Below are 21128 nucleotides of genomic sequence, written 5' to 3'. Positions count from 1 at the left end.
GGCGGCGCGATCTAAGCTGCCGCTCATGCTGAAGGTGGGTCTGACCGGCGGTATCGGCGCCGGCAAGAGCGAAGTGTCCCGGCTGCTCGTCTCGTACGGCGCCGTCCTGATCGACGCCGACCGCATCGCGCGCGAGGTCGTGGAGCCCGGCACCCCCGGGCTCGCCGCCGTCGTCGCCGAGTTCGGCGAGGGCATTCTCACCCCCGAGGGCACCCTCGACCGGCCCGGTCTCGGCGCGATCGTCTTCGCCGACCCCGAGCGGCTCGCCGCCCTCAACGCGATCGTGCACCCGCTCGTCGGCGCCCGCTCCGCCGAGCTGGAGAGCCGGGCCGGAGCCGACGACGTCGTGATCCACGACGTGCCGCTGCTCACCGAGAACGGCCTCGCCCCGCTCTACGACCTGGTCGTCGTCGTGGACGCCGCCCCCGAGACCCAGCTCGACCGCCTGGTCCGGCTGCGTGGCATGACCGAGGAGGAAGCCCGCGCCCGGATGGGCGCCCAGGCCACCCGCGCCCAGCGCCGCGCCGTCGCCGACCTGCTCATCGACAACGACGGTCCCCTGGAGCAGCTGGAGCCGCAGGTGCGCAAGGTCTGGGAAGAGCTGCGGCAGCGCGCCGCCGAGAGCCGCTGACCGACGGAAAACCGCCACGGCCCCGAGGGTCGCACCCGCCCGCGGACTGGGTAGGGATGCCCTCCACGGGGCCCGGTGCCGCGGTCCCCGACGGAATACGGCTGTCGTACCCGCTGTTGAACCGCCGGAGCGAAGGGAAGGAACTGCCGTGGCCGACAGGAACCCGGAGACCCATGTCATCGACTACCGGGCCGCCGAACAGCTGCTCGCCGCCCGGGACCCGAGGGGCGCGGTCAAGCTCCTCGACTCGGTGATCGCCGCGCACCCCGAGAACACCGCGGCCCGGCTGCTGCGTGCCCGTGCCTTCTTCGCCGCCGCACAACTCCGCTCGGCCGAGCTCGAGTTCGGCCTGGTCCTGGAGCGGGAGCCGGACAACGCGTTCGCGCACTTCGCGCTCGCCCGCACCTTCGAACGCTCCGGCCGCCCCGACCAGGCCCTGCGCCACTTCCGGCTCGCCGCCGCGCTCGACCCCAAGCCGGAATACCTGGAGGCGGCCCGCTTCGGCCCCGCCAAGGCCTGAGCCGCCGTTCCTGCCCCCTCGCCCCGGCGGGACGCCGACCTGCCGGGCCCTCAGCGGCCCCGTCCGCCGCGGTCGGGTTCGTAGGGCGGGATGTCACGCCCCGGCTGCCAGTGCGGGCCCTGCCGGATGTGATGGCCGACCACGATCAGATCGACGGCCGCCACCACGAACAGCACCCCGCACGCCGCCGCCCAGCCCGGCTCCTCGACCAGCGAGAACAGCGTCGTTCCGAAGGCGGCCCACAGCAGACCCCACAGACTCAGCCAGAACCGCATCCGCAGCGCACTGCGCGCGGTCACCGGTTCACTGCCCGTACGCATGACCTCGCACCTCCCGGGTAAGGCGACCCTTCGGGCACTCCCAGCATCTACCCACCACGCGCGATCCGAAAGCAATCGCTCCGATCCGCAATCACCCCGATCAGCGACCGACCGCCGAGAGGACGTGACAGGCATGAGCGAACCGCACGGCACGGAGTGGAGGCGTACCGGGCACGAGGGGACCGGTCCCGGGCCGATCACCCCGGACGGCTGCGCCGTCGACCTCTACCGGCGGCTGTCGGCGGGCACCGAACCCGAGGTGATCGGGGCCGTGCTGCCGGCCGGCGCCACACTCCTGGAGCTGGGCAGCGGAGCGGGCCGGGTGACCGTGCCGCTCGCCGAGCGCGGCTTCGCCGTGACCGCCGTGGACGAGTCCGCCGAAATGCTCGCCGTCGTCGGCGAGCGCGCCCCGGACGTCGAGACCGTGCTCAGCCCCATCGAGGAGCTGCGGCTGCCGAAGCGGTTCGACGCCGTCGTGCTCGGCTCGTTCCTCGTCCACACCGCCGACCACCGGACCCGGCAGGGCCTCCTGGAGGCCTGCTGGCGGCATGTGAAGGACGACGGGCTCGTCCTCGTCCAGCGCGAGGGCGCCGACTACCACGACGACGTGCCGCGCGAGCGGCACGATCCGGCCGGATACACCGTTCGGATCGCGGCCACCGAGCCCGTCGGTGACGGCGTGGACCGGGTGCGGTGCGAGTACGTCTTCCCGGACGTGCGCTGGACCCAGACCTTCCTGTCCCGCCGACTCGACCGCGAGGCCTTCGAGGGGCACCTCGCGGCGGCCGGGCTCGCCGTCGGGCGGTATCTGACCGAGGACGGCACCTGGGTGCTCGCCCGCCCCGTACCGGGCGTCAGTGGATGACGCTGTAGCTGCGCCAGGGCAGCGTGCCCGGCGCGATCTCGTTCGACGTCTTGCTCGGCAGGTAGATGGGGTCCTTGCCCTTGCAGTCCCGCGTCCGGTAGAGCTGCATGTCCACCAGCGTCGCGTTCTCCACCTTGGTCGCGCCTGTCGGCGCGAGCCGGTGGCAGCCGTTCACCGAGGGGCTGGTCACCGTCACCACCAGCTCGCGCCCGGTCTCGTAGTTGACCGTGCCCACCATGCTGCGGCCGAGACCGGAGCAGCCCGCGAGGGCGAACGTGAGCAGGGCGGCCCCGCTGGCGATGGAGAGACGCCGGTGAAGGGACATGGCGGGAATCCTCGTCTGTCGGGCGTGGGCGGCCGAGGCCTGTTCTCCGTCACCCTCCCGCCTCCCGGGGCGGGCGGCATGTTCTGCTGGGCCGGTCGGGGGAGCCGCCGTGCGAGGCCGTTGTCAGACCCCACCCGTAAGGTCGGAGGTCCAGTCGGAATCCGTCACGGAACACGGAACACGGAACGGGAGGTGAGCAGGGTCGTGACCGCAGTCCTCGTCGGCGCCGCCGCCGTCTTCCTGCCCGCCGCCCTGCCCCGGGACGGCCGCATCGCCCTCTGGGCCCCGGACGGCGGGCCGGTACCCCCACCCGCCTCTCCCGCCTCTCCCGCCTCTCCCGCCTCCGCCGAGCGCGGCGAGCTCACCGTGGTGCGGCGGCACGGCACCGGAGCCCGCTCCCGGACCGTGCCCGCCGTGCTGCTGCCGGTCGCCGACGCCCTGCCCCACCTGGTGGCCGCCCGCCACCACCCCGCCGCGCACCCCGCGACCGCCTGCTGGGGCGCCGCCGCCCTGCACGCCCTGCACCTCGTCGCCCGCGGCCGGCTGCTGCCCGGACTCACCGCCGACGACCACGACGCCTGGCGGGCCGGGCCGCTCGACGCCGACGACATCGCCCATCTGCGGGCCATCGCCGCCGCCATGCCCTACGAGGCCCACGCCACGCCCGTCCCCGGCCCCGGCCCGCTCCGGCTGCCCGAGCCCGAGGCCCTGGTCCGCGCCTTCCTCGACGCCGTCGCCGACACCCTGCCCCGTACCCCCGCGGCGCCCCACGCCGCCGGCGCCCCGTTCGCCGCCCGCGAGCCCAGCCGGCTGCCGCACGCGCGCGCCTGGGCCGCCGAGGCCGCCGCCGGCATGGACGCGGGCGTGCGGATCTCGCTCCGCCTCGACCTGTCACCCTTCGAGCTCTTCGACCTCTCGGGCGAGACGGACGCCTCCGACGGCGGGGAGCGGCAGGCCGCCGCCGCGCTGCTCCAGGTGCACAGCCTCGCCGACCCCACCCTCGTCATCGACGCCTCCGCCCTGTGGGCCGGCGAGGGCGACGAGAGCTTCGGGCCGCGCGCCCGGATCGACGCCGTGCTCGCGCTGCGCCGGGCGGCGCGCGTGTGGCCGCCCCTCGGCCGCCTCCTCGAACGGGACGTGCCCGACGTGATGTCCGTGACCGAGGACGAGCTGTACGAGCTCCTCGGCCCGGCCGCCGCCCGGCTCGCCGACGCCGGGGTCGTCGTCCACTGGCCACGCGACCTGGCCCGCTCGCTCACCGCCTCCGCCGTCGTCCGCCCCGACCGCACCGCGCCCGGCTCCGCCACCGACGGCACCGCCTTCTTCGACAGCACCGAACTGCTGCGCTTCAACTGGCAGCTCGCCCTCGACGGCGACCCGCTCACCGCCCGGGAGATGGACGCCCTCGCCGAGGCCCACCGGCCCGTGGTGCGGCTGCGCGACCAGTGGGTGGTCGTCGACCCGGACCTCGTCCGCAAGGCCCGCAAGCGCGAACTCGGCCTGCTGCAGCCGGTCGACGCGCTCGCCGTCGCCCTCACCGGCACCGCGGAGGTCGACGGCGAGCGCGTGCCCGCCGTCCCCGTCGGGGCCCTCGCCGCGCTGCGCGACCGGCTGCTCGCCGGACCCGAGGACGTGCCCCCGCCGCCCGGACTCGACGCCACCCTGCGCGACTACCAGCTGCGCGGCCTCGCCTGGCTCGACCTCATGACCTCGCTCGGCCTCGGCGGCTGCCTCGCCGACGACATGGGCCTCGGCAAGACCGTCACCCTCATCGCCCTCCATCTGCGCCGCGCCCGCACCGCACCCACCCTCGTCGTCTGCCCCGCCTCGCTCCTCGGTAACTGGCAGCGCGAGATCCGGCGCTTCGCCCCCGGCGTGCCCGTCCGCCGCTTCCACGGCACCGAGCGCAGCCTCGACGACGTCGACGGCGGTTTCGTCCTCACCACCTACGGCACCCTGCGCACCAGTGCGGAGCGCCTCGCCGGGCAGGACTGGGGCATGGTCGTCGCCGACGAGGCCCAGCACGTCAAGAACCCCTTCTCCGCCACCGCCAAGGCCCTGCGGACCGTGCCCGCCCCCGCCCGGGTCGCTCTCACCGGCACCCCCGTCGAGAACAACCTCTCCGAACTGTGGGCCCTCCTCGACTGGACCACCCCCGGCCTCCTCGGCCCCCTCAAGGCCTTCCGCTCCCGGCACGCCCGCGCCGTGGAGAACACCGAGGAGATCGAGAACGAGGAGGCGGTCGAGCGCCTGGCCCGGCTGGTCCGCCCGTTCCTGCTGCGCCGCCGCAAGTCCGACCCCGGCATCGTCCCCGAGCTGCCGCCCAAGACCGAGTCCGACCACCCGGTGGCCCTCACCCGCGAACAGGCCTCGCTCTACGAGGCCGTGGTGCGCGAGACCATGGCGCAGATCGAGGGCGCCGAGGGCATGGCCCGGCGCGGGCTGATCATGAAACTGCTGACCTCGCTCAAACAGATCTGCGACCACCCCGCGCTCTTCCTCAAGGAGCGCGTCGCCGGTTCCGGCGCGCGTGCCGCGACCGGGCGGCTCAGGCTCGCCGGCCGCTCCGGCAAGCTCGCCCTGCTCGACGAGCTCCTCGACACGATCCTCGCCGAGGACGGCGCCGTGCTCGTCTTCACCCAGTACGTGTCGATGGCCCGGCTCCTGGAGGACCATCTGGCCGCCCGGGGCGTCCCGACCCAGCTGCTGCACGGCGGCACGCCCGTCGCCGAGCGCGAGCGCATGGTCGACCGCTTCCAGGCCGGCGAGGTCCCCGTCTTCCTGCTCTCCCTCAAGGCGGCCGGCACCGGCCTCAACCTCACCCGGGCCGGCCATGTCGTGCACTACGACCGCTGGTGGAACCCGGCCGTCGAGGAGCAGGCCACCGACCGCGCCTACCGGATCGGACAGACCCAGCCCGTCCAGGTCCACCGGCTCGTCGCCGAGGGCACCGTCGAGGACAGCATCGCCGAGATGCTGCGCGCCAAGCGGGCTCTCGCCGAGGCCGTCCTCGGCACCGGCGAGGCCGCCCTCACCGAGCTCACCGACCGCGAACTGGCCGATCTGGTGTCCCTGAGGAGGCCCGCATGAGCCCCCACGGCCCCCGCAGCCCTCAGGGCCTCCGCCCCGCCGACGGCCCCGGCAGCCCCCGCCCCGCCGCCCGCACCCGCGCCCGTACGGGCGCCGCCGTCCCGCCCCGCGTCGACGACCGGCGCCGCACCTTCCCGCAGCTCGCCCCCCGCGAGGCCCCCGACGGGCGGTTCGCCGCCAGCTGGTGGGGCAACGCCTGGGTCGACGCCCTGGAGGACACCGCGCTCGACCAGGCCCGGCTCGCCCGCGGCAGGGCCTACGCCCAGCGCGGCCACGTCGACGCGATCACCGTCACCCCCGGCCGTGTCGTCGCCTATGTGCACGGCAGCCGGCCCCGGCCGTACCGCGCGGAGATCCGGCTGCGCACCCTCGGCGACGACGACTGGGAACGCTTCCTCGACGAGGCCGCCGCCCGCCCCGAGCACATCGCCGCCCTCCTCGACAAGGACGTGCCGCACGCCCTGGAGGCCGTCACCGGACTCCTGCCCGCCCCCGGAGACCTCGTCCCCGACTGCACCTGCCCCGACGACGGCTACCCCTGCAAACACGCCGCCGCCCTCTGCTACCAGGCCGCCCGGATTCTCGACGAGGACCCCTTCGTCCTCTTCCTCATGCGCGGCCGCGGCGAGCAGGAACTGCTCGCCGGACTCACCCGGCGCAACGCCGTCCGCGCCGCCGTCGAGAGCAGCGCCGCCGAGACCGCCTCCGCCGTCCCCACGCTGCCCACCGTCCTCGCCCGCACCGTGCTCGCGCCCACCACCGGGCACACCCCGCTGCCGCTGCCACCGCCGTTCCCCGCACCCGCCCGGCCCGGCCGGCCCGCCGTGTTCCCCGCCGACCCCGACGCGCCGGACCCGCTCGCCCTCGACCTCCTCGCCGGGGAGGCCGCCGCCCGCGCCCACGCCTTCCTCACCACCGGGCACGACCCCGTCGCCGCCCTCACCCCCTGGCAGGACGCGGTCCGGCTGGCCGCCGCCCACCCCGGCTCCGGCCTCACCGCCTCCACCCGCGCCCTCTACCGCGACCTTGCGTACGCCCTCGACCGCACCCCCACCGACCTGGCCCGGGCCGTGGCCGCCTGGCGGCAGGGCGGCTCCGCCGGACTCGCCGTACTGGAGGAGCCCTGGGATCCGCCCGCCGGCCCCTTCGACCGGGCCAGACCCGTCCTGCTCGCCGCCGACCTGCCGGCCTTCCGCCCCTGGCGCAACCGCCTGTCCACCCGTTCCCTCCAGCTGCGCCTCGGCCGCGACGGCCTCTGGTACGGCTACGAGTCGGACGCCGATCGCGAGGACTGGTGGCCGCGCGGCACCCCCGACGCCGATCCGGTCGGTGTGATCACCGACCTCCTGGGGAGGTGACCGATAGGCTGACGGGAGACACGCGGCACGGCGAAGGGGGCCCGGTGGAAGCCGAGTTGGTGGCACTGGCGACAGCGGGGGCGACCGCCCTCGTCCAGCAGATGGTCGGCGACGGCTGGGAGCGGGCCCGGACCCGGGTCGCCGCCTTCTTCGCCGCCCGCTCCGGCGGCGACGCGGAAACGGTCGGCGCCGAACTGGAGGCCGCCCGAGGCGAACTGCTCCGCGCCGAGCAGGGCGGTGACCAGGAGGCGGCGGGCGAGGCCCTTACCGAGGCCCGCGTCGAATGGCGCGCCCGGATGCGCCGCAGCCTGCTCGCCGACCCCGAGGCCGCTGCCGAACTGCGCCGTATCCTCGCCGAGCTGGCCGGACCCGAGGCCGCCGCGCCGCAGCACGTCACCACCGTGAACAACACCCTCACCGGAGGAAGCCACGGCATCGTCCTCCAGGTCGGCACGGTGAACCGGATGCACACCGTCCACGACACCGGCGGCACAGGCGGGGGCGGCACCCCGGACGGCCCCCGCCCGTGACCCACCACCCGGCGACCCCCGACCCGGCACTCTCCGCCCCGGTGACCCCCGACCCGGTTCTCCCCGACCCCCTGGTGCGCAACGAGGTCGGCGGCACCGTCCACGGGCCCGTCGTCCAGGCCGGGCGTATCGAGCACCTGACCGTGGCCGCCGCCGTCCCGGCGCTCGTCCCCGGCAGCCCCGCACCCCGGTTACTCCCGCCCGCCGCCCGCCACTTCACCGACCGACATGACGAACTCGGCCGTCTCATGGCCCTGCTGGACGGCGCGGACGACACGGATGGCCCGGACGCGGACCCCGCACCCCGCGTGGTCGTCCTCACCGGCACCGGCGGCATCGGCAAGTCCGCCACGACCTGCTGCGCGCCCACGCCGAGCGCCGCGCCCTCCGCATCGACGGCCACGCCCGCTCGGCCGCCGCCGTCGGGCGCCTGCTGCGCCACCACCTGGCCGCTGCCGCCGCCGCGGACGCCCGCGTCATGCCCGGCCGCTGGCACCTCGGCCCGGCCTACGACCGGCTGCCCGCGGACGCCCGTACCGCCGAGCAGGCCACCGACTGGCTGCTCGCCGAGCGCGAGAACCTCGTCGAGGCGGTGCGGACCTCCGACGAGTACGGACTCGACGACCTCACCTGGCAGTTGTGCGAGGCGCTCTGGAGCCTCTTCCTCCGGCACGGCTACCACCAGGACTGGCTCGCCACCCACCGGCTCGGCGTCCGCGCCGCCGCCCGCTGCTCCGCCACGCCCGAGGCCGAGGGCCGGATGCACGCCCAGCTCGGCTTCGCGCTCAAGGGCCTCGGACGCCTCGACGAGGCCGAGCGGGCCTTCACCTCCGCCGCCGAGGCCGACCGGCGCTGCGGCCACCGCCGGGGCGAGGCGACGGCGGTCGAGTCCATGGGCCTGGTACGTCTGGAGCAGGGCCGGTACGAGGAGGCCGAGGCCTGCTTCACGGCCGCCGAGGCCCTCACCGAGGACCCGCGCGCCCGCGCTCTCCTCGCCCACCACCGGGGCCGCGCCCTCTCGGGCCAGGGGCGGCATGCCGAGGCCGCCGCCACCCTGGAGCAGGCCGGGCGCGCCATGGCGGAGCTGCCCGTCCCCGACCCGTACAACCAGGCCCGCGTCCTCACCAGCCGCGGCCAGGCGGCTCTCGCGGCCGGCGATCCCGAGCTCGCCGCCCTGCTCCTCACCGAGGCGGCCGAGCGGATGGCGGGGGAGAAGGCCCCGGTCCAGGACGCGGACATCGCCGAACTGCGCGCCCGTGCCGCGACCACGCCCGCCGAGTACCGCCGCTTCCTCACCGAGGCGGCCGAGCGGCACGAACGCCTCGGCTCGCCCCGCGCGGCGGCCCTGCGCGCCGAACTCGACGCGACCGGCACCCCCTAGGCCGGAACGGCCCGTACCGCCACCCGGTGGCGCACCGCGCCCGTCGTCACCACGAGGAGGCCCGCGGCGGCGAGACCGGCGAGCGGGCGCCCGCTCGCCCGCCAGGCGTGGACGGCGGAGGCGTACGCGAACGGATCGCACGGGTCGGGGAAGCCGTCCGGGCGGGGGAGCGCGGCGAGTTCGAGCAGCGTCCCCTCCCGGTCGCGCACCAGGCAGTGCCCGGGGCCGGTGCGTACGGCGGCGAGCGCGGCATACGGATGGGCCGCGAGGAGTTCCGCGGCGCGCGGGCCCGGCGGGTCGCCGGCCAGGCCCCGGTCGGTGACCAGGTCCGCGAGCGAGAGCCGCCCCGCGTCGGCGGTGTCGTCGTCCACGACCGTATGGGCGGCGTCGTCGTCGGTGTCCTGGCCGTCCATCGGCTCGGCGGACGGGTCGGCGTAGCGGGTGACGGCGACCTCGGGCGGGCCTTCCGGCGAGCCGCCGTCCACGACGACGCTCGTGAGGACCCTGACCGGGACCGTGAGATCCGGTGCGCCGAGGGCGTCCTCGCCCGGAGCGGTCCCGGGGACGGGCAGCGAGGGGAGCGCGGCCGGGCGTACCGGCTCCGGGGTGCCGAGCAGGGAGTGGAACAGCGTCCGCAGCAGCCCCGCCGACCCGCCCGGGTCCGAACTCGCGAGCGCCGCGAACCCGTCGTACCGCCCCGGCACATGCCCGTCGATCACCGCGTCGAGCTGCGCCCGCAGCGGGCTCCCCGGCCGCAGGCGCGGCGCCGCCCGGCCGAGCGCGGCGACCGGGGACGCCGGGTCGAGTTCCCGGTCCGCGAAGGCACCGAGCAGCACGGGCAGGCCGAGGGCGGCGGCGTAGTACGTGACCGAGCCGTGGTCGCCGATGACGCAGTCGGCCGCCGCGACCGTCTGCCGCCAGGGGCCGAGCGGATCGATCAGGGTGAGACCGGAGGCGGCGGCCCGGCGCAGCCAGGCGCGCACCTGGCCGGGACCGTGCCCGTACCCGATGTTGGGGTGGAGCACGGCGCACAGCCGGTACTCGTCCACCGGCAGGGTCTCCGTCAACTCCCGCAGCAGCGCGGGGAAGGCGTCCGAGCCGAGCAGGGAGGCGCGGCCCCAGGTGGAGTTGAGGACGACGAGCCGGCGTCCGTCGCCCGCGCCGAGCGCGCGCCGCAGCGCCGGGCGCCGGCGGCGGAGCGCGAGCATCCGGTCGAAGCAGGGGTCACCGGCGAGGACGGCGGTCTTCGCGGCCTCGGGGCAGGCGCGGCGCAGCCGGTCGAGCTGTTCGGGGTGGGAGAGGACGGTCGCCGTGGCGAGCGGTTCGCCCTTGTGCAGCAGCCATTCGGGCGCCATCCCGAACACGGGCGCGGAGCCCTCACCCCCGCCCTCACCCTCACCCTCACCCTCGCGTCCGGTGTCCGGTGTCCGGTGTCCGGTGTCCGGTGTCCGGTGTCGCCAGCCTCTTATTGTATCCAGTGCCGTGTGAGAGGATGGTCAACTTCCCGTGAAACGCCTGGAGTTCACCGCCGTAGCTCGCGCTCACGGCCAGGTCGACGCCGCCGGCCGCGGCCAGCTCCTTCGCCTGTTCCCAGGGCACCACCGGCAGCCCGGCCCGGTCGAGCAGCGCGTCGACCCCGGCGAGGAACGGCGAGGAGCCGGTGCAGGTCGCGAGGGTCTGCACGTCCGGGGCGTCGTCGAAGAGCGGCAGCACGTCGAGCAGTCGGGTCGCCGAGGTGACGTTGTGGACGACCAGGAGCACGGTGCGCCTGGTCGCCCGCGTCCGCCAGTGCGCCGCGTCGCGCCCCACCGGAACCCGCAGCCGCTCCCGCCCCACCGTCACCTCAACCCCCTTTTGCGCCACGGTAGCCCACCGGCAACGCCCCACGTCGGAGCTTGATCGCCCGCCGCACACTCCCTCGTTGGAGTGAAAGACGCGGGGTGCCGGATCCGGCCACGTCATGGATGGCGTTATTTCGGGTACGGGCGAGTGCCCGTGTACATATCCGGAAGGCAGGAAACCATGAGGCACATCCGCCGAAGTGGTCTGGCCACACTGTTGGTCACCGGCGGCGCCCTCGCGCTGTCGGCGGGCGCAGCCCACGCCGACTCCACGGCCCAGGGCGTCGCGGCAGGTTCCCCGGGCGTCGGCTCCGGCAACACGGTGCAACTGCCGGTGCACGTGCCGGTGAACGTGTGCGGGAACACCGTCAACGTCGTCGGACTGCTCAACCCGGCGTTCGGCAACAGCTGTGCGAACACCTCCGGCGGCTCGCGGGCCGACGACTCCGGCGCCCAGGCCGGCGGTCCGGCCCACAAGGACCTGCCGGGCACCCCGCGGGCCGGCTCGTCCGACTCCGGCACCCGCGCCGGCGGCGGTGACGGGCACGGCGGTGCGTCGCACGGCGGCTCGCACAACGGCGGCGGCGCGACGGCCGAGAGCCACGCCGAGGGCTCCCCGGGCGTGCTCTCCGGCAACGGCCTGCAGCTGCCGGTCGACCTCCCCGTCAACCTCAGCGGCAACTCGCTGAACGTCGTCGGCATCGGCAACCCGGTCTTCGGCAACACCTCGGTCAACGAGTCCGGGCAGCCGGAGGAGGAGTGCGAGCACCCCGAGACCCCGACCCCCCGTCCGCCGACCCCGGGACGCAACGTGCCGCCCGCCCCCGGCCACGAGCAGGTGCCCGGCCCCGCCCCGCAGTCGCACAAGGTCGCGCTCGCCAGCACCGGCGCGGACACCGTGGGCCTCGCCGGCGCGGCGAGCGCCGCACTGCTGCTCGGCGGCGCGCTCCTCTACCGCAGGGCCCGTCGCGCGGCCGACCAGGCCTGACAGGTGGCTGATCAGGCCTGACCCGCGCCGACCAGGCCTGACACCGGCCGTACCGCTCCCGACTTGGGGGCCACCGGGCCCTCCGTTCCCTGCCTTCAGGGGCCCACGCTTCCGCGGCCGTACGGGGCCAGGGGCCGAGTTCAGGGCGCCGCGTCATCGCGCCCCTCAGCCCAGGCCCCTCAGCTCAGCCCAGGCCCTTCGGTCCAGCCCCGTCAGCCCCAGGCCCTTCGGTCCAGGCCCGTCAGCCCCGGTCCCTTCGGTCCAGCCCCGTCAGCCCCGGTCCCTTCGGTCCAGGCCCTTCAGCTCAGGCCTCTGAGTCCGGACCCCTCGGCCCGGACCCCTCGGCCCGGACCCCTCGGCCCGGACCCCTGAGCCCGGGCCGCTCAGCCTGCCGCCGCCCGCCAGGACCGGAGCACCGTGTCGATGGCCGGCGCGATCCGCGCCCGCGCCTGGTGCCGGGGCACCCCGGCCATCAGCAACGCGTCGTAGTCGGTGTCGACATGACGTACGGCGGCCCGCACCGCGGCCGTGACCGCGCCCGGGTCGAGGGCCCGCCCGGCCGCCGTGCGTCCCACCCGGCCGCTGCCCTTCGCCGAGGCGTGCGCGGCGATCCGCTCCGCGCGCTCGGCCGGGCAGCCGGGGAACAGGCGCAGGATCTCCGCCTCCAGGGCCGCCGTGACCTCCGCGTCCCGCGCCGCCCGGCGTGCCGCGTCCCGGGCCCGGCGGCGCGCCCGGGCCTCGGCGTCGGCGAGGCAGGCGGCCTCCGCCCGGGCGAGCGCCGCCTCCTCGACGAGCAGGCCCTGGCGCTCGTACCGCGTACGGCGCCGGTTGTGCCGTACGACCACCGCCCACAGCGCACTGCCCTCGCGGGCCCGGCGGGTGAGCGCGGTGTCCCCGCGGCGCAGGAAGACGAGATGGCCGAGGTCGGCGCAGTCCAGGCACACGGGCGCGTTGAACTCGACGATCATGCGCGCCAGAGGGCCCTGGCGGCATTCCGAGCAGCGGCGCCGCCGGAGCGGTTCGACCACGACGGGGGCGACGAGATCCACTCCGGAGTTCTACCCGCGCGTACGCCGGTGCATCCCCGAGTGCCGCTCGACCCGTCGGCCTCAGCGCACGCCGGGCGCCGCGGCCTCGATGAACAGGGCCAGGGCCTCCTTGGCCTCGTCCGAGCGGCGGACGCGGTCGGTGTCGTCCGTCGCCTCGTGCATGCAGTGGGTCGCCTCGAAGGCGGCCTCGGCGCGGCGGCGGGTCGCCGGGTCCTCGCAGATCAGCTGCACCCGGAAGAGCGCCTGCCGGGCGGCGGTGCGCTGCCGGTACGAGGCGTACCGGGACTGTTCGGCCTCCTCGGAGCCCGGCTCCCTATGGGCCTTGAACCAGCGGTCGTTCTGGCTCTGCCGGTAGTCGACGACGGCGCCGGCGAAGGTGCTGTAGGTGGTGATCCGTTCCTGCCGCAGCTGCTCGGTCCGGGCGAGCGCGGCCGTGCGCTCGGCGGCCCGGCCCTGGAACCAGTGGGTGGCGACGACACCCAGCAGGGTTCCGACGACGGCTATCAGTGCGGCATCCATGACGGACTCGCCCCTCCCTCACTCCCACTCCTGCGATGATCCGTCAGATCATCGCAGGAACGGGCTGGTTGCGGGTCCCGCCGGTCGCCGGGGCCGTCGGTCGGCCCTACTGCCGGTAGCCGGCGAGGAAGCGCCCGATGCGGCTGATGGCGGCGTCCAGGTCGTCGGCGTACGGCAGGGTGAGGATGCGGAAGTGGTCGTGATGCGGCCAGTTGAAGCCGGTGCCCTGCACCACCTGGATCTTCTCCCGGAGCAGCAGGTCGAGGACGAACTTCTCGTCGTCGTGGATCGGGTACACGTCCGGGTCCAGACGCGGGAAGGCGTAGAGCGCGCCCTGCGGCTTGACGCAGCTCACGCCGGGGATCTCGTTGAGCTTGCGCCAGGCCAGGTCGCGCTGCTCGCGCAGCCTGCCCCCGGGGGCGGTGAGCTCGTGGATGGACTGCCGGCCGCCGAGCGCGGCCTGGATGGCGTACTGCGCGGGCGCGTTGGGGCACAGACGCATGGAGGCCAGCATGGTCAGGCCCTCCAGATAGTTCCGGGCGTGCTCCTTGGGGCCGGTGACGACCATCCAGCCGGAGCGGAAACCGGCCACGCGGTAGGTCTTGGACAGACCGCCGAAGGTGAGCACGACCAGGTCGGGGGCGAGCGCGGCGGTGGGGTGGTGGACGGCCTCGTCGTAGACGATCTGGTCGTAGATCTCGTCGGCGAAGACCATCAGACCGTGGCGGCGGGCGAGGTCGAGGATGCCCTCGACGATCTCCTTCGGATAGACGGCGCCGGTCGGGTTGTTGGGGTTGATGATCACCACGGCCCTGGTGCGGGCGGTGATCTTCGAGGCCATGTCGTCGAGGTCGGGGTACCAGCCGGCGGACTCGTCGCACAGGTAGTGCACGGGGCGGCCGCCGGCGAGGGTGGTGACGGCGGTCCACAGGGGGTAGTCGGGGGCCGGGATCAGGACCTCGTCGCCGTCCTCCAGGAGCGCCTGGGTGGCCATCGAGATCAGCTCGGAGACGCCGTTGCCGAGGAACACGTCGTCGACGTCCACACCCGTCAGACCCATCGACTGGCAGCGCTGGGCGACGGCGCGGCGGGCGGAGAGGATGCCGCGGGAGTCCGTGTAGCCGTGCGCCCGCGGGAGCATCCGGATCATGTCCTGGACGATCTCCTCGGGCGCCTCGAAGCCGAAGAGCGCGGGGTTTCCGGTGTTGAGGCGCAGAACGCTGTGGCCCGCCTCCTCCAGGGCGTTGGCCTGCTCGATGACCGGGCCGCGGATCTCGTAGCAGACCTCGTTGAGCTTGCTCGACTGCCGGAACTCCATGCGCCGACCTCCCCAGAAGTGTTGATGCTTGGTTTTACCAAGTTCGAGCTTGGAAAGTCCAACAACATGTCTAGACTGCGTCGCATGCCAGCTCAGCCGCCTCAGTCGCCTCAGCCGCGCCCGTCGCGCCCCTCCTCCCGCCGCCGGAGCTACGACCAGTACTGCGCCGCAGCCCGCGCCCTCGACGCGGTCGGCGACCGGTGGACCCTGCTGATCGTCCGTGAACTCCTCGCCGGGCCCCGCCGCTACACCGATCTGCACGCCGATCTCCCCGGCGTCAGCACCGACATGCTCGCCGGGCGGCTGAAGGACATGGAGAGCGCCGCACTCGTCACCCGCCGCAAACTCGCGCCGCCCGTCGCCGCGTACGTCTACGAGCTCACCGACCGCGGCCGCGAGCTGCTGCCCGTGCTGCGCGCCCTCGCCGCGTGGGGCGCGCCCGCCCTCGGCGAACTCCGCCCCACCGACGCCGTCCGCGCGCACTGGTTCGCCATCCCGCTCCTCGACGTGCTCGCGGGACTCGGCGCGAAGGTCGTCCATGTGACCCTCGACGAGGGCGAGTTCCACGTACGGAGCGGGGCGGACGGGCGGTTCGCGTACGGGGACGGCCCGGCGCCGGACGCGGAGGTGCGCCTGCGCACCGACGCGGCGACCTGCCGGGCGCTGGCGGAGGGCGAACTGACGCTCGCGGAGGCGGTGGAGTCGGGCCGGGCGGAGCTGACGGACCCGGTTCCTGTCCCGTGAGCGTGTGCTGGTCGCTGGTCACGGTGGCCCGGCCGATGCCGGATGCGGAGAGCGTCGAACCCTGTCGCCAGTGGCAAGGTCAAGCCGGGGCGCCGGGATTCGGTTTCCGTACGGCAGGATGGGGCGGATGCGATTCGAAGCGATCAGCTGGGAGCGGCTGGCCGACACCGTGGCCGACCGCGTCGACCGGGCCGAGCCCGGGGATGGCGGCGACTGGGTCAAGGTGGGTGTCGACGGTGCCCCCGCCGCCGCGGGCGGGGAGTTCGCCGAACGGGTCGCTGCGGTGCTGCGGCTGCGCGGCCGGTCGGTGCTCGTCGTCGGGACCGGCGGCTTTCTGCGCCCGAAGTCGCTGCGCTTCGAACACGGCAAGGAGGACCCCGACGCGTACTACAGCGACTGGTACGACACCGGGGCGCTGTGGCGCGAGGTGTTCGGGCCGCTGGAGCCGGGCGGCAGCGGGCGGGTGCTGCCCGATCTGCGGAACCCGGAGACCGACCGCGCCACCCGCACCCCCGCCGTGGCCCTCCCGCCCGGCGGCGTCCTGCTGCTCCATGGTCCCTTCCTGCTCGGCCACTGGTTCCCCTTCGACCTGTGCCTCCACCTCCGTCTCTCGCCCGGCGCCCTGGCCCGCCGCACCGAACAGGCCTGGACCTTGCCCGCCTTCGCCCGTTACGAGTCGGAGGTCGCCCCGGCCGACACGGCCGACGCGGTCATCCGCACGGACGACGCGCGCAGGCCGGCCTGGACGGGCTGGCGGGACTAAGGCGTACGGCCGGGCCTGCCGCCCACCGTCGTCACCGCCCGGGCGCCCGCCGCGCAGCCCGCCGTGGCCGCTTCGGACGGGGCGGCGCCGGTGTGGAGGGCGGCCAGGAAGGCGCCGGTGAAGGCGTCGCCCGCGCCGGTGGTGTCGACAGGGGAGGCCGGTGGGGCCGGGACGTGGGCGGTGACGCGGCCGTCGGCGGCGAGGACGGCGCCGGCGGAGCCGAGGGTGACGGCGACCAGGGGGTAGCGGCGGCTGAGGGCCGCCGCGGCATCGGCCGGGTCCGGGCGGCCGGTCAGGAAACGGGCCTCGTCGGTGTTGGGGAGCAGGCAGGTGGCGCCCGCCGTCGCGGCGAGGAAGGCGTCGGGGCCGAGGCCGGCGAGGAAGCCGGCGGAGGCGGGGTCCACGCTCACCGGGAGGCCCGCCGCGCGGGCGTCCCGCAGGACGCGGACGGCCGTCGCGCGGCTGCGGTCGGCGAAGAAGAGGTAGCCCGACAGATGCACCCGGGAGACCCCGTCGAGCAGGTCCGGCGACCAGTCGCCGGGCGAGAGGCGCAGCGCCGCCCCGCTGTCCGTCAGGAAGGTGCGTTCCGCGTCCACTCCGACCAGGGCGATCACCGTCGCCGTCGGTGCCTCCTGGTCCGTCACCAGGAGCGGCCGGACGCCCGCACGGCGCAGCTCCCGGTCGTGCCAGGACACGGAGTCGGCGCCGACCCGGGCGAGCAGCTGCACGTCCGCGCAGCCCGAACGCGCCGCCCAGCACGCCACGTTCGCCCCCGCGCCACCCGGCACGGTACGGATCCGGGCCGCCGTGTCGGTCGCCGGCGCGAGCGGGGTGTCGTACCGGGCGACCACGTCCGTGACCACGTCCCCGACCACCAGCAGCGCCCCGGGCCCGGGGCCCGCGCCGGTCACGGCAGGTCGCGGTACGCGGCGGCGATCCGCGCCGCGAGCGCCACGTTCCCCCGTACCGCCGCCAGGTTCGCCTCCAGGGACGCGCCGTCCGTGTGCACCGTCAGATACTCCAGCAGGAACGGCGTCACCGCCTGCCCCGTGATCCCCTTCTCCCGCGCCGCCGCGAGCCCCGCCGCGAGGACCCGGTCGTGCAGGGCAGGGTCCAGCTGCTGCCCGGCCGGTACGGGATTGCCGACCACCAGCGCTCCGCGCGGCCCGCCCAGCTCGTCCCGGGCACGCATCACCCGCGCCACCTCCGCCGGGGTCCGTACCGTCCAGTCGACGCCCTCGCCGGAGGAGGACAGATAGAAACCGGGGAAGGTCTCCGTGCCGTAGCCGACGACGGTCACGCCCAGCGTCTCCAGGCGCTGGAGGGTCGCGGGCACGTCGAGGATCGACTTCACGCCCGCGCACACCACCGTGATGCCGACCTCGGCGAGCAGCCGCAGGTCCGCCGACTCGTCCTGGGTCTCGGTCCACTCCCGGTGCACCCCGCCGAGGCCGCCGGTCGCGAACACCCGTATGCCGGCGGACTCGGCGAGCCAGGCCGTCGCCGAGACGGTCGTCGCGCCCGACGCACCGCTCGCGAGCGCGGGCGCCAGGTCGCGGTGGCCGAGCTTGCGCACCGAGGGGTCCTCGGCGATCCGGGCCAGGCCCGCCGCGTCCAGACCGATCCGGGCCGTGCCGTCCAGTACCGCGATCGTCGCGGGCACCGCACCGCCGTCCCGGACCAGCGCCTCCAGCTCCCCGGCCACCGCCAGATTGCGCGGGCGCGGCAGACCGTGGGCGATGATCGTCGACTCGAGCGCGACGACCGGACGCCCCGCGTGGAGCGCCTCCCGTACCTCTTCGGACACCTGTGTGGACATCGTGGACATGCTGGATCTCTGGCGCGGCCACCCGCCCCGCAAACCTCACCGAAGAACATGGCGAACATCGGCCACAGGGCTCCTCAGCCACAGCCCGGAAGTCCGGGCAGCCGGGCCGCGTCCACCACCCGGATCACCGGGCGGGCGTCGGCGGTCTTGGCGTTCCCGAGGCTGTACGCGACGGCCAGCGCGTTCCCGGAGGCCGCGGCGTAGCCGTACGGGGGCGTGATCCGCGTGTACGAGCCGGAGCCGGGGGTACGGACCGGGCGCCCGAGGTCCAGGGCGTACGAGGTCTCCGGCGTGCGCCAGGTGACGAACCGGCCCGCGATCCGCAGCTGGTCCATGCCGTCCACGGCGGGGGAGGCGGTCACGGCGGCGAAGGGCCGGACGTCGCCCGGGCGCCAGACCATCAGGCGCGGTGCCGCCTCGCCCGCCACCCACGCCCAGGTGGTGCCGTCCGAGACGAGGGCGCGGACATCACGCAGGGCGGCGATCGGCGGGGGCAGCGCGGCCGGACGCCCGTCCTTCAGGGTCACGGCCACCGGCCGGGTGTGGCCGCCCTGGGCCTCCCGCCACACCAGCAGACCGCCCGCCGTGAACGGCGTGTCCAGGACCGCCGTGCGCCACGCGCGCGCGTGCCCGCCGCCGGCCGCCGGCGCGGCGAACACCGTGGCGCGCCCCGCGCCCGTGCCCTGCGCCCACACCACGGTGCCGTCGCGCACCACGGGGCGGGGGAGCGGGCCGGGCCGGTCGGCGCGGGCGAGGCGCCGGGCCGTACCCGTGACGGCGTCCCACACGTACAGACTCCACGGGCTGTCGAGGGTCCGGCCCTCCAGGACGGCGAACGCGGCCCACCGGCGCCCGTCGAAGTCGGCGGCGAGCAGCTGGTGCTCGACGGGGTCGGCGAACCTCAGCAGGGTGCGGGGCGCGGCCTCGCCGCCCCGTACGAGCACGGCCCGGCGTCCGCCCTCCTGACCGCTTCCGGTGAGCTGGAGTGCCGTCCAGCCGGGGCCGGTGTCCGTGAGGACCGCGCGCTGCCCGGCGGGCTGCCGGTACTCGCCCGCGGCGAAGGCCCGCTGCCAGGTGTCCGGCAGCGGCACCTCGCAGGCGGGGCCCGCCGCCGACGCGGCGGCCCGCGTCGGCGACGGGCCCGGCGGGTCGGGCCGTGGCCCGCCGCCCGGCGAGCACCCCGCGAGGAGGGCGCCCGCCAGGAGGAGCGGCAGCGACCGGGCCGGGACGCCTGCCCGCCGACCGGGCGTGGGGCTACCAGACGTAGCCACGGCCGCCCATGATCGTCGTCAGGGTGTCGGAGGAGATGTGCGCGGACTTCGGCACCGGGCCCGCCCAGGAGATGACGCTGGTGCTCACCCCGCCGACCGGATCGAGGTAGTTGACCTCGCCGGCGGCGGTGTCCGTGTTGTAGCCGTCGATCGCGACCCAGTGGAAGATCTCGATGTTGGGATGTCCGGCCAGATGGGGGCCTCCGGGCACCTCCCAGGCGTTGCCCGCGATGGCGTAGTCGTAGTCGGTGTCGTGGGTGATGTGCTGCTTGAAGGCGGTCTTGTCGGCCGCGGTGGGGGTGTAGGGCAGGGCCTTGGGCACGTATCCGGCGCCGGGCAGCCGGTAATTGAGGGCGTCGGCCATCGGATAGCCGGTGGGATCGGGCACGTTGATGTCGATCCCGTACCAGGCGGTGCCCGACGTGGTCGTCTTCAGAAGCGTCGCCGCGTCCTTCTGCGAGCGTCCGCCGACCTCGTCGTGCGCGGACTGGGTGATCACGAGTGCGGCCGGGCCGCACCAATAGGAGGTCTGCTGCGACTGGTGGATCCCGCCGGAGAGCTTGTATCCGGCGAGCGCGCCCAGGGCGCCGTTCGCTCCCGTGCCGTCCGCGGTGCCTGTGGTGCCCGGGGCACCCATGGCCCCCGAGGCGCCGAGGGCGTCCGCCTCCTCGAACGATCTCGCCGCTGCGGCCTGCTTGACCGCGGAGAGCCGGAGCTGGGCCGGCGTCAGGCGCTGCGGCCCGAGGGTGTCGTGGGCGGCCTTGTAGTCGGCGCCGGCGCCGGCGCCGGGATCGGCTGCGGAGGCTGTGGCGGCGGGGGCGGTCGTGGCGGCGGTCAGCAGGGCCGCCGCGCCGAGGACGGCGGCGCGGAGAAGGGTGGGGGTGGCCGACATCGCACTCTCCTGTCCGGAGTGGGGGGAGTTGTGGGGTTGTGGGGGAGTGTGGCTCTGGGGGAGTGTGACGTCCGTGCGCCCGCACTGCCAGGGGGCGCGACGCGATCCCCCGGACCAACATTGGCGCTACCAAAGGCGCCTTCCCGGACCAGCGGTGATGCCCACGGGCACCGCCCGTACGGCGGACGGTTTTCGGTGTGCTTCACCCGCACGCGCCGTCGCGCAACCCATCACACGCGCGTGCGAACGACTGCGGAATCAGTGCCGGCCGGACCCGCCACGCACCCCCGGGCCGCTCCTTGGCGCACGGGCGCGCCGCAAACCCCCCGTGCGGATTCCGTCGTGTCGTGCGGGTTGACGAAGTGCCTGGTCGGAGCGGCGGACGGAGGGCGGAATTCCAGCAGGTCCCGGAGGCGGAGCGACCCCGAACCCCCGTTACAGTCACCGCCCATGACCACTCACGCACAGCCGTCCTTCGCCGTCCACATCCCCGACGCCGAGCTCGAGCCCGAGCCGCTCGACCCCGGTCAGGTCGTCTCCGGCACCCCCGAGGTGACCGGGAAGGTCCTGTGGGAGTCCGCCGACGGCAAGCAGATCCGCGGCATCTGGCAGATCACCCCCGGCGTGGTCACCGACACCGAGGCGAACGAGCTCTTCGTCGTCGTGAGCGGCCGGGCCACGGTCGAGGTCGAGGGCGGCGAGACGCTGGAGGTCGGCCCCGGCGACGCGTGTGTGCTGCGCGAGGGCGACCGCACCACCTGGACCGTGCACGAGACCCTGCGCAAGGCGTACCACATCAGCCTCTGACGGCCGCTCCGGCCGCTCCGGCCGCTCCGGCCGCGCCGCCCCGCGAACGCCCCTCCTTCCGAGGGGGTTTCGCGGGTCTGGTAGGAAA

22 protein-coding genes are annotated in these 21128 nt (G+C 75.2%); 11 read left to right on the top strand and 11 right to left on the bottom strand.

Annotated elements, in window-relative coordinates; genetic code table 11:
* The first annotated feature begins 25 nt into the window (after positions 1-25).
* Both coaE and AB0C73_RS18835 read left to right on the top strand, forming a co-directional pair.
* Positions 26-631: a dephospho-CoA kinase gene (gene coaE / locus AB0C73_RS18840; protein WP_362531077.1), complete on the top strand. Its 606-nt coding sequence runs from the start codon at positions 26-28 to the stop codon at positions 629-631.
* Positions 632-779: 148 nt separating this feature from the next.
* Positions 780-1151 (top strand): tetratricopeptide repeat protein, encoded by a 372-nt coding sequence (locus AB0C73_RS18835; protein ID WP_362531074.1) that lies wholly within the window; start codon positions 780-782, stop codon positions 1149-1151.
* Between the two features lie 50 nt (positions 1152-1201).
* On the opposite strand, the gene AB0C73_RS18830 is transcribed toward AB0C73_RS18835, so the two are convergent.
* Positions 1202-1471, bottom strand: a complete 270-nt coding sequence (locus AB0C73_RS18830) for a DUF6343 family protein (protein WP_362531071.1) — start codon at positions 1469-1471, stop codon at positions 1202-1204.
* Between the two features lie 133 nt (positions 1472-1604).
* On the opposite strand from AB0C73_RS18830, the gene AB0C73_RS18825 reads away from it, so the two are divergent.
* On the top strand, positions 1605-2336 hold the full coding sequence (locus tag AB0C73_RS18825; protein WP_362531069.1) for a class I SAM-dependent methyltransferase: 732 nt from the start codon (positions 1605-1607) through the stop codon (positions 2334-2336).
* On the opposite strand, the gene AB0C73_RS18820 is transcribed toward AB0C73_RS18825, so the two are convergent.
* A complete protein-coding gene (locus AB0C73_RS18820; RefSeq protein WP_362531066.1) occupies positions 2326-2661 on the bottom strand; it encodes a hypothetical protein in 336 nt (111 codons plus the stop codon). The two genes, AB0C73_RS18825 and AB0C73_RS18820, sit on opposite strands and share 11 nt — an antisense overlap.
* A 204-nt stretch (positions 2662-2865) precedes the next feature.
* On the opposite strand from AB0C73_RS18820, the gene AB0C73_RS18815 reads away from it, so the two are divergent.
* The 4 genes from AB0C73_RS18815 to AB0C73_RS18800 all read left to right on the top strand — a co-directional run bounded on the left by AB0C73_RS18815 (position 2866) and on the right by AB0C73_RS18800 (position 9020).
* On the top strand, positions 2866-5751 hold the full coding sequence (locus AB0C73_RS18815; protein WP_362531063.1) for a DEAD/DEAH box helicase: 2886 nt from the start codon (positions 2866-2868) through the stop codon (positions 5749-5751).
* Positions 5748-7109: an SWIM zinc finger family protein gene (locus AB0C73_RS18810; protein WP_362531061.1), complete on the top strand. Its 1362-nt coding sequence runs from the start codon at positions 5748-5750 to the stop codon at positions 7107-7109. The genes AB0C73_RS18815 and AB0C73_RS18810 overlap by 4 nt, the downstream gene beginning before the upstream one ends.
* 44 nt (positions 7110-7153) lie before the next feature.
* Positions 7154-7639 carry a hypothetical protein gene (locus tag AB0C73_RS18805; RefSeq protein WP_362531058.1) on the top strand — a complete coding sequence of 162 codons (486 nt, stop codon included), beginning with the start codon at positions 7154-7156 and terminating at the stop codon, positions 7637-7639.
* Between the two features lie 478 nt (positions 7640-8117).
* A complete protein-coding gene (locus AB0C73_RS18800) occupies positions 8118-9020 on the top strand; it encodes a tetratricopeptide repeat protein (RefSeq protein WP_362531056.1) in 903 nt (300 codons plus the stop codon).
* Here AB0C73_RS18800 and AB0C73_RS18795 read toward each other — a convergent pair.
* Complete coding sequence (locus tag AB0C73_RS18795; RefSeq protein WP_362531053.1) at positions 9017-10375, bottom strand: hypothetical protein; 1359 nt, start codon at positions 10373-10375, stop codon at positions 9017-9019. The two genes, AB0C73_RS18800 and AB0C73_RS18795, sit on opposite strands and share 4 nt — an antisense overlap.
* A 46-nt stretch (positions 10376-10421) precedes the next feature.
* Entirely contained in the window at positions 10422-10862 is a 441-nt protein-coding gene (locus tag AB0C73_RS18790; RefSeq protein WP_362531050.1) for a hypothetical protein, read from the bottom strand.
* Positions 10863-11042: 180 nt separating this feature from the next.
* Here AB0C73_RS18790 and AB0C73_RS18785 point away from each other — a divergent pair, with 180 nt between their 5' ends.
* On the top strand, positions 11043-11849 hold the full coding sequence (locus AB0C73_RS18785) for a chaplin (protein ID WP_362531048.1): 807 nt from the start codon (positions 11043-11045) through the stop codon (positions 11847-11849).
* Positions 11850-12232: 383 nt separating this feature from the next.
* Here the strand turns inward: AB0C73_RS18785 and AB0C73_RS18780 are convergent, their stop codons facing one another.
* The 3 genes from AB0C73_RS18780 to AB0C73_RS18770 form a co-directional block, all read right to left on the bottom strand.
* Positions 12233-12898: a DUF2293 domain-containing protein gene (locus tag AB0C73_RS18780; RefSeq protein ID WP_362531046.1), complete on the bottom strand. Its 666-nt coding sequence runs from the start codon at positions 12896-12898 to the stop codon at positions 12233-12235.
* A 60-nt stretch (positions 12899-12958) separates the two neighbouring features.
* Positions 12959-13417, bottom strand: coding sequence for a hypothetical protein (locus tag AB0C73_RS18775; RefSeq protein WP_362531044.1), 459 nt, complete (start codon positions 13415-13417; stop codon positions 12959-12961).
* Positions 13418-13523: 106 nt separating this feature from the next.
* A complete protein-coding gene (locus tag AB0C73_RS18770; RefSeq protein WP_362531042.1) occupies positions 13524-14735 on the bottom strand; it encodes a pyridoxal phosphate-dependent aminotransferase in 1212 nt (403 codons plus the stop codon).
* Positions 14736-14819: 84 nt separating this feature from the next.
* On the opposite strand from AB0C73_RS18770, the gene AB0C73_RS18765 reads away from it, so the two are divergent.
* Positions 14820-15479, top strand: a complete 660-nt coding sequence (locus AB0C73_RS18765) for a winged helix-turn-helix transcriptional regulator (protein ID WP_362531040.1) — start codon at positions 14820-14822, stop codon at positions 15477-15479.
* Between the two features lie 127 nt (positions 15480-15606).
* Positions 15607-16242 carry a uridine kinase gene (locus AB0C73_RS18760; RefSeq protein ID WP_362531038.1) on the top strand — a complete coding sequence of 212 codons (636 nt, stop codon included), beginning with the start codon at positions 15607-15609 and terminating at the stop codon, positions 16240-16242.
* Here the strand turns inward: AB0C73_RS18760 and AB0C73_RS18755 are convergent.
* The 4 genes from AB0C73_RS18755 to AB0C73_RS18740 form a co-directional block, all read right to left on the bottom strand.
* Complete coding sequence (locus AB0C73_RS18755) at positions 16239-17153, bottom strand: PfkB family carbohydrate kinase (RefSeq protein ID WP_362531035.1); 915 nt, start codon at positions 17151-17153, stop codon at positions 16239-16241. The two genes, AB0C73_RS18760 and AB0C73_RS18755, sit on opposite strands and share 4 nt — an antisense overlap.
* Positions 17150-18070 (bottom strand): pseudouridine-5'-phosphate glycosidase, encoded by a 921-nt coding sequence (locus tag AB0C73_RS18750; RefSeq protein WP_362531032.1) that lies wholly within the window; start codon positions 18068-18070, stop codon positions 17150-17152. Before AB0C73_RS18750 ends, AB0C73_RS18755 begins: the two co-directional genes overlap by 4 nt.
* Positions 18071-18144: 74 nt before the next feature.
* Entirely contained in the window at positions 18145-19341 is a 1197-nt protein-coding gene (locus AB0C73_RS18745) for a hypothetical protein (RefSeq protein WP_362531029.1), read from the bottom strand.
* Entirely contained in the window at positions 19325-20233 is a 909-nt protein-coding gene (locus AB0C73_RS18740; RefSeq protein ID WP_362531026.1) for a hypothetical protein, read from the bottom strand. Before AB0C73_RS18740 ends, AB0C73_RS18745 begins: the two co-directional genes overlap by 17 nt.
* A 450-nt stretch (positions 20234-20683) precedes the next feature.
* On the opposite strand from AB0C73_RS18740, the gene AB0C73_RS18735 reads away from it, so the two are divergent.
* Positions 20684-21040 carry a cupin domain-containing protein gene (locus AB0C73_RS18735; RefSeq protein ID WP_362531023.1) on the top strand — a complete coding sequence of 119 codons (357 nt, stop codon included), beginning with the start codon at positions 20684-20686 and terminating at the stop codon, positions 21038-21040.
* Positions 21041-21128 lie beyond the last annotated feature (88 nt).

This window comes from Streptomyces sp. NPDC048623, from assembly GCF_040650755.1.
Taxonomy (GTDB): Bacteria; Actinomycetota; Actinomycetes; order Streptomycetales; family Streptomycetaceae; genus Streptomyces.
Note: the sequence above shows the minus strand (reverse complement) of the source record. Positions and strands in the feature narration are given on the sequence as shown.

Bases quoted from the DNA above. Each gene is read 5' to 3' on its own strand.
- coaE (WP_362531077.1), top strand. From the start codon at position 26: ATGCTGAAGGTGGGTCTGACCGGCGGTATCGGCGCCGGCAAGAGCGAA.
- AB0C73_RS18830 (WP_362531071.1), bottom strand. From the start codon at position 1,471: ATGCGTACGGGCAGTGAACCGGTGACCGCGCGCAGTGCGCTGCGGATG.
- AB0C73_RS18825 (WP_362531069.1), top strand. From the start codon at position 1,605: ATGAGCGAACCGCACGGCACGGAGTGGAGGCGTACCGGGCACGAGGGG.
- AB0C73_RS18820 (WP_362531066.1), bottom strand. From the start codon at position 2,661: ATGTCCCTTCACCGGCGTCTCTCCATCGCCAGCGGGGCCGCCCTGCTC.
- AB0C73_RS18810 (WP_362531061.1), top strand. From the start codon at position 5,748: ATGAGCCCCCACGGCCCCCGCAGCCCTCAGGGCCTCCGCCCCGCCGAC.
- AB0C73_RS18800 (WP_362531056.1), top strand. From the start codon at position 8,118: ATGCCCGGCCGCTGGCACCTCGGCCCGGCCTACGACCGGCTGCCCGCG.
- AB0C73_RS18795 (WP_362531053.1), bottom strand. From the start codon at position 10,375: ATGGCGCCCGAATGGCTGCTGCACAAGGGCGAACCGCTCGCCACGGCG.
- AB0C73_RS18785 (WP_362531048.1), top strand. From the start codon at position 11,043: ATGAGGCACATCCGCCGAAGTGGTCTGGCCACACTGTTGGTCACCGGC.
- AB0C73_RS18775 (WP_362531044.1), bottom strand. From the start codon at position 13,417: ATGGATGCCGCACTGATAGCCGTCGTCGGAACCCTGCTGGGTGTCGTC.
- AB0C73_RS18770 (WP_362531042.1), bottom strand. From the start codon at position 14,735: ATGGAGTTCCGGCAGTCGAGCAAGCTCAACGAGGTCTGCTACGAGATC.
- AB0C73_RS18765 (WP_362531040.1), top strand. From the start codon at position 14,820: ATGCCAGCTCAGCCGCCTCAGTCGCCTCAGCCGCGCCCGTCGCGCCCC.
- AB0C73_RS18760 (WP_362531038.1), top strand. From the start codon at position 15,607: ATGCGATTCGAAGCGATCAGCTGGGAGCGGCTGGCCGACACCGTGGCC.
- AB0C73_RS18750 (WP_362531032.1), bottom strand. From the start codon at position 18,070: ATGTCCACGATGTCCACACAGGTGTCCGAAGAGGTACGGGAGGCGCTC.
- AB0C73_RS18740 (WP_362531026.1), bottom strand. From the start codon at position 20,233: ATGTCGGCCACCCCCACCCTTCTCCGCGCCGCCGTCCTCGGCGCGGCG.
- AB0C73_RS18735 (WP_362531023.1), top strand. From the start codon at position 20,684: ATGACCACTCACGCACAGCCGTCCTTCGCCGTCCACATCCCCGACGCC.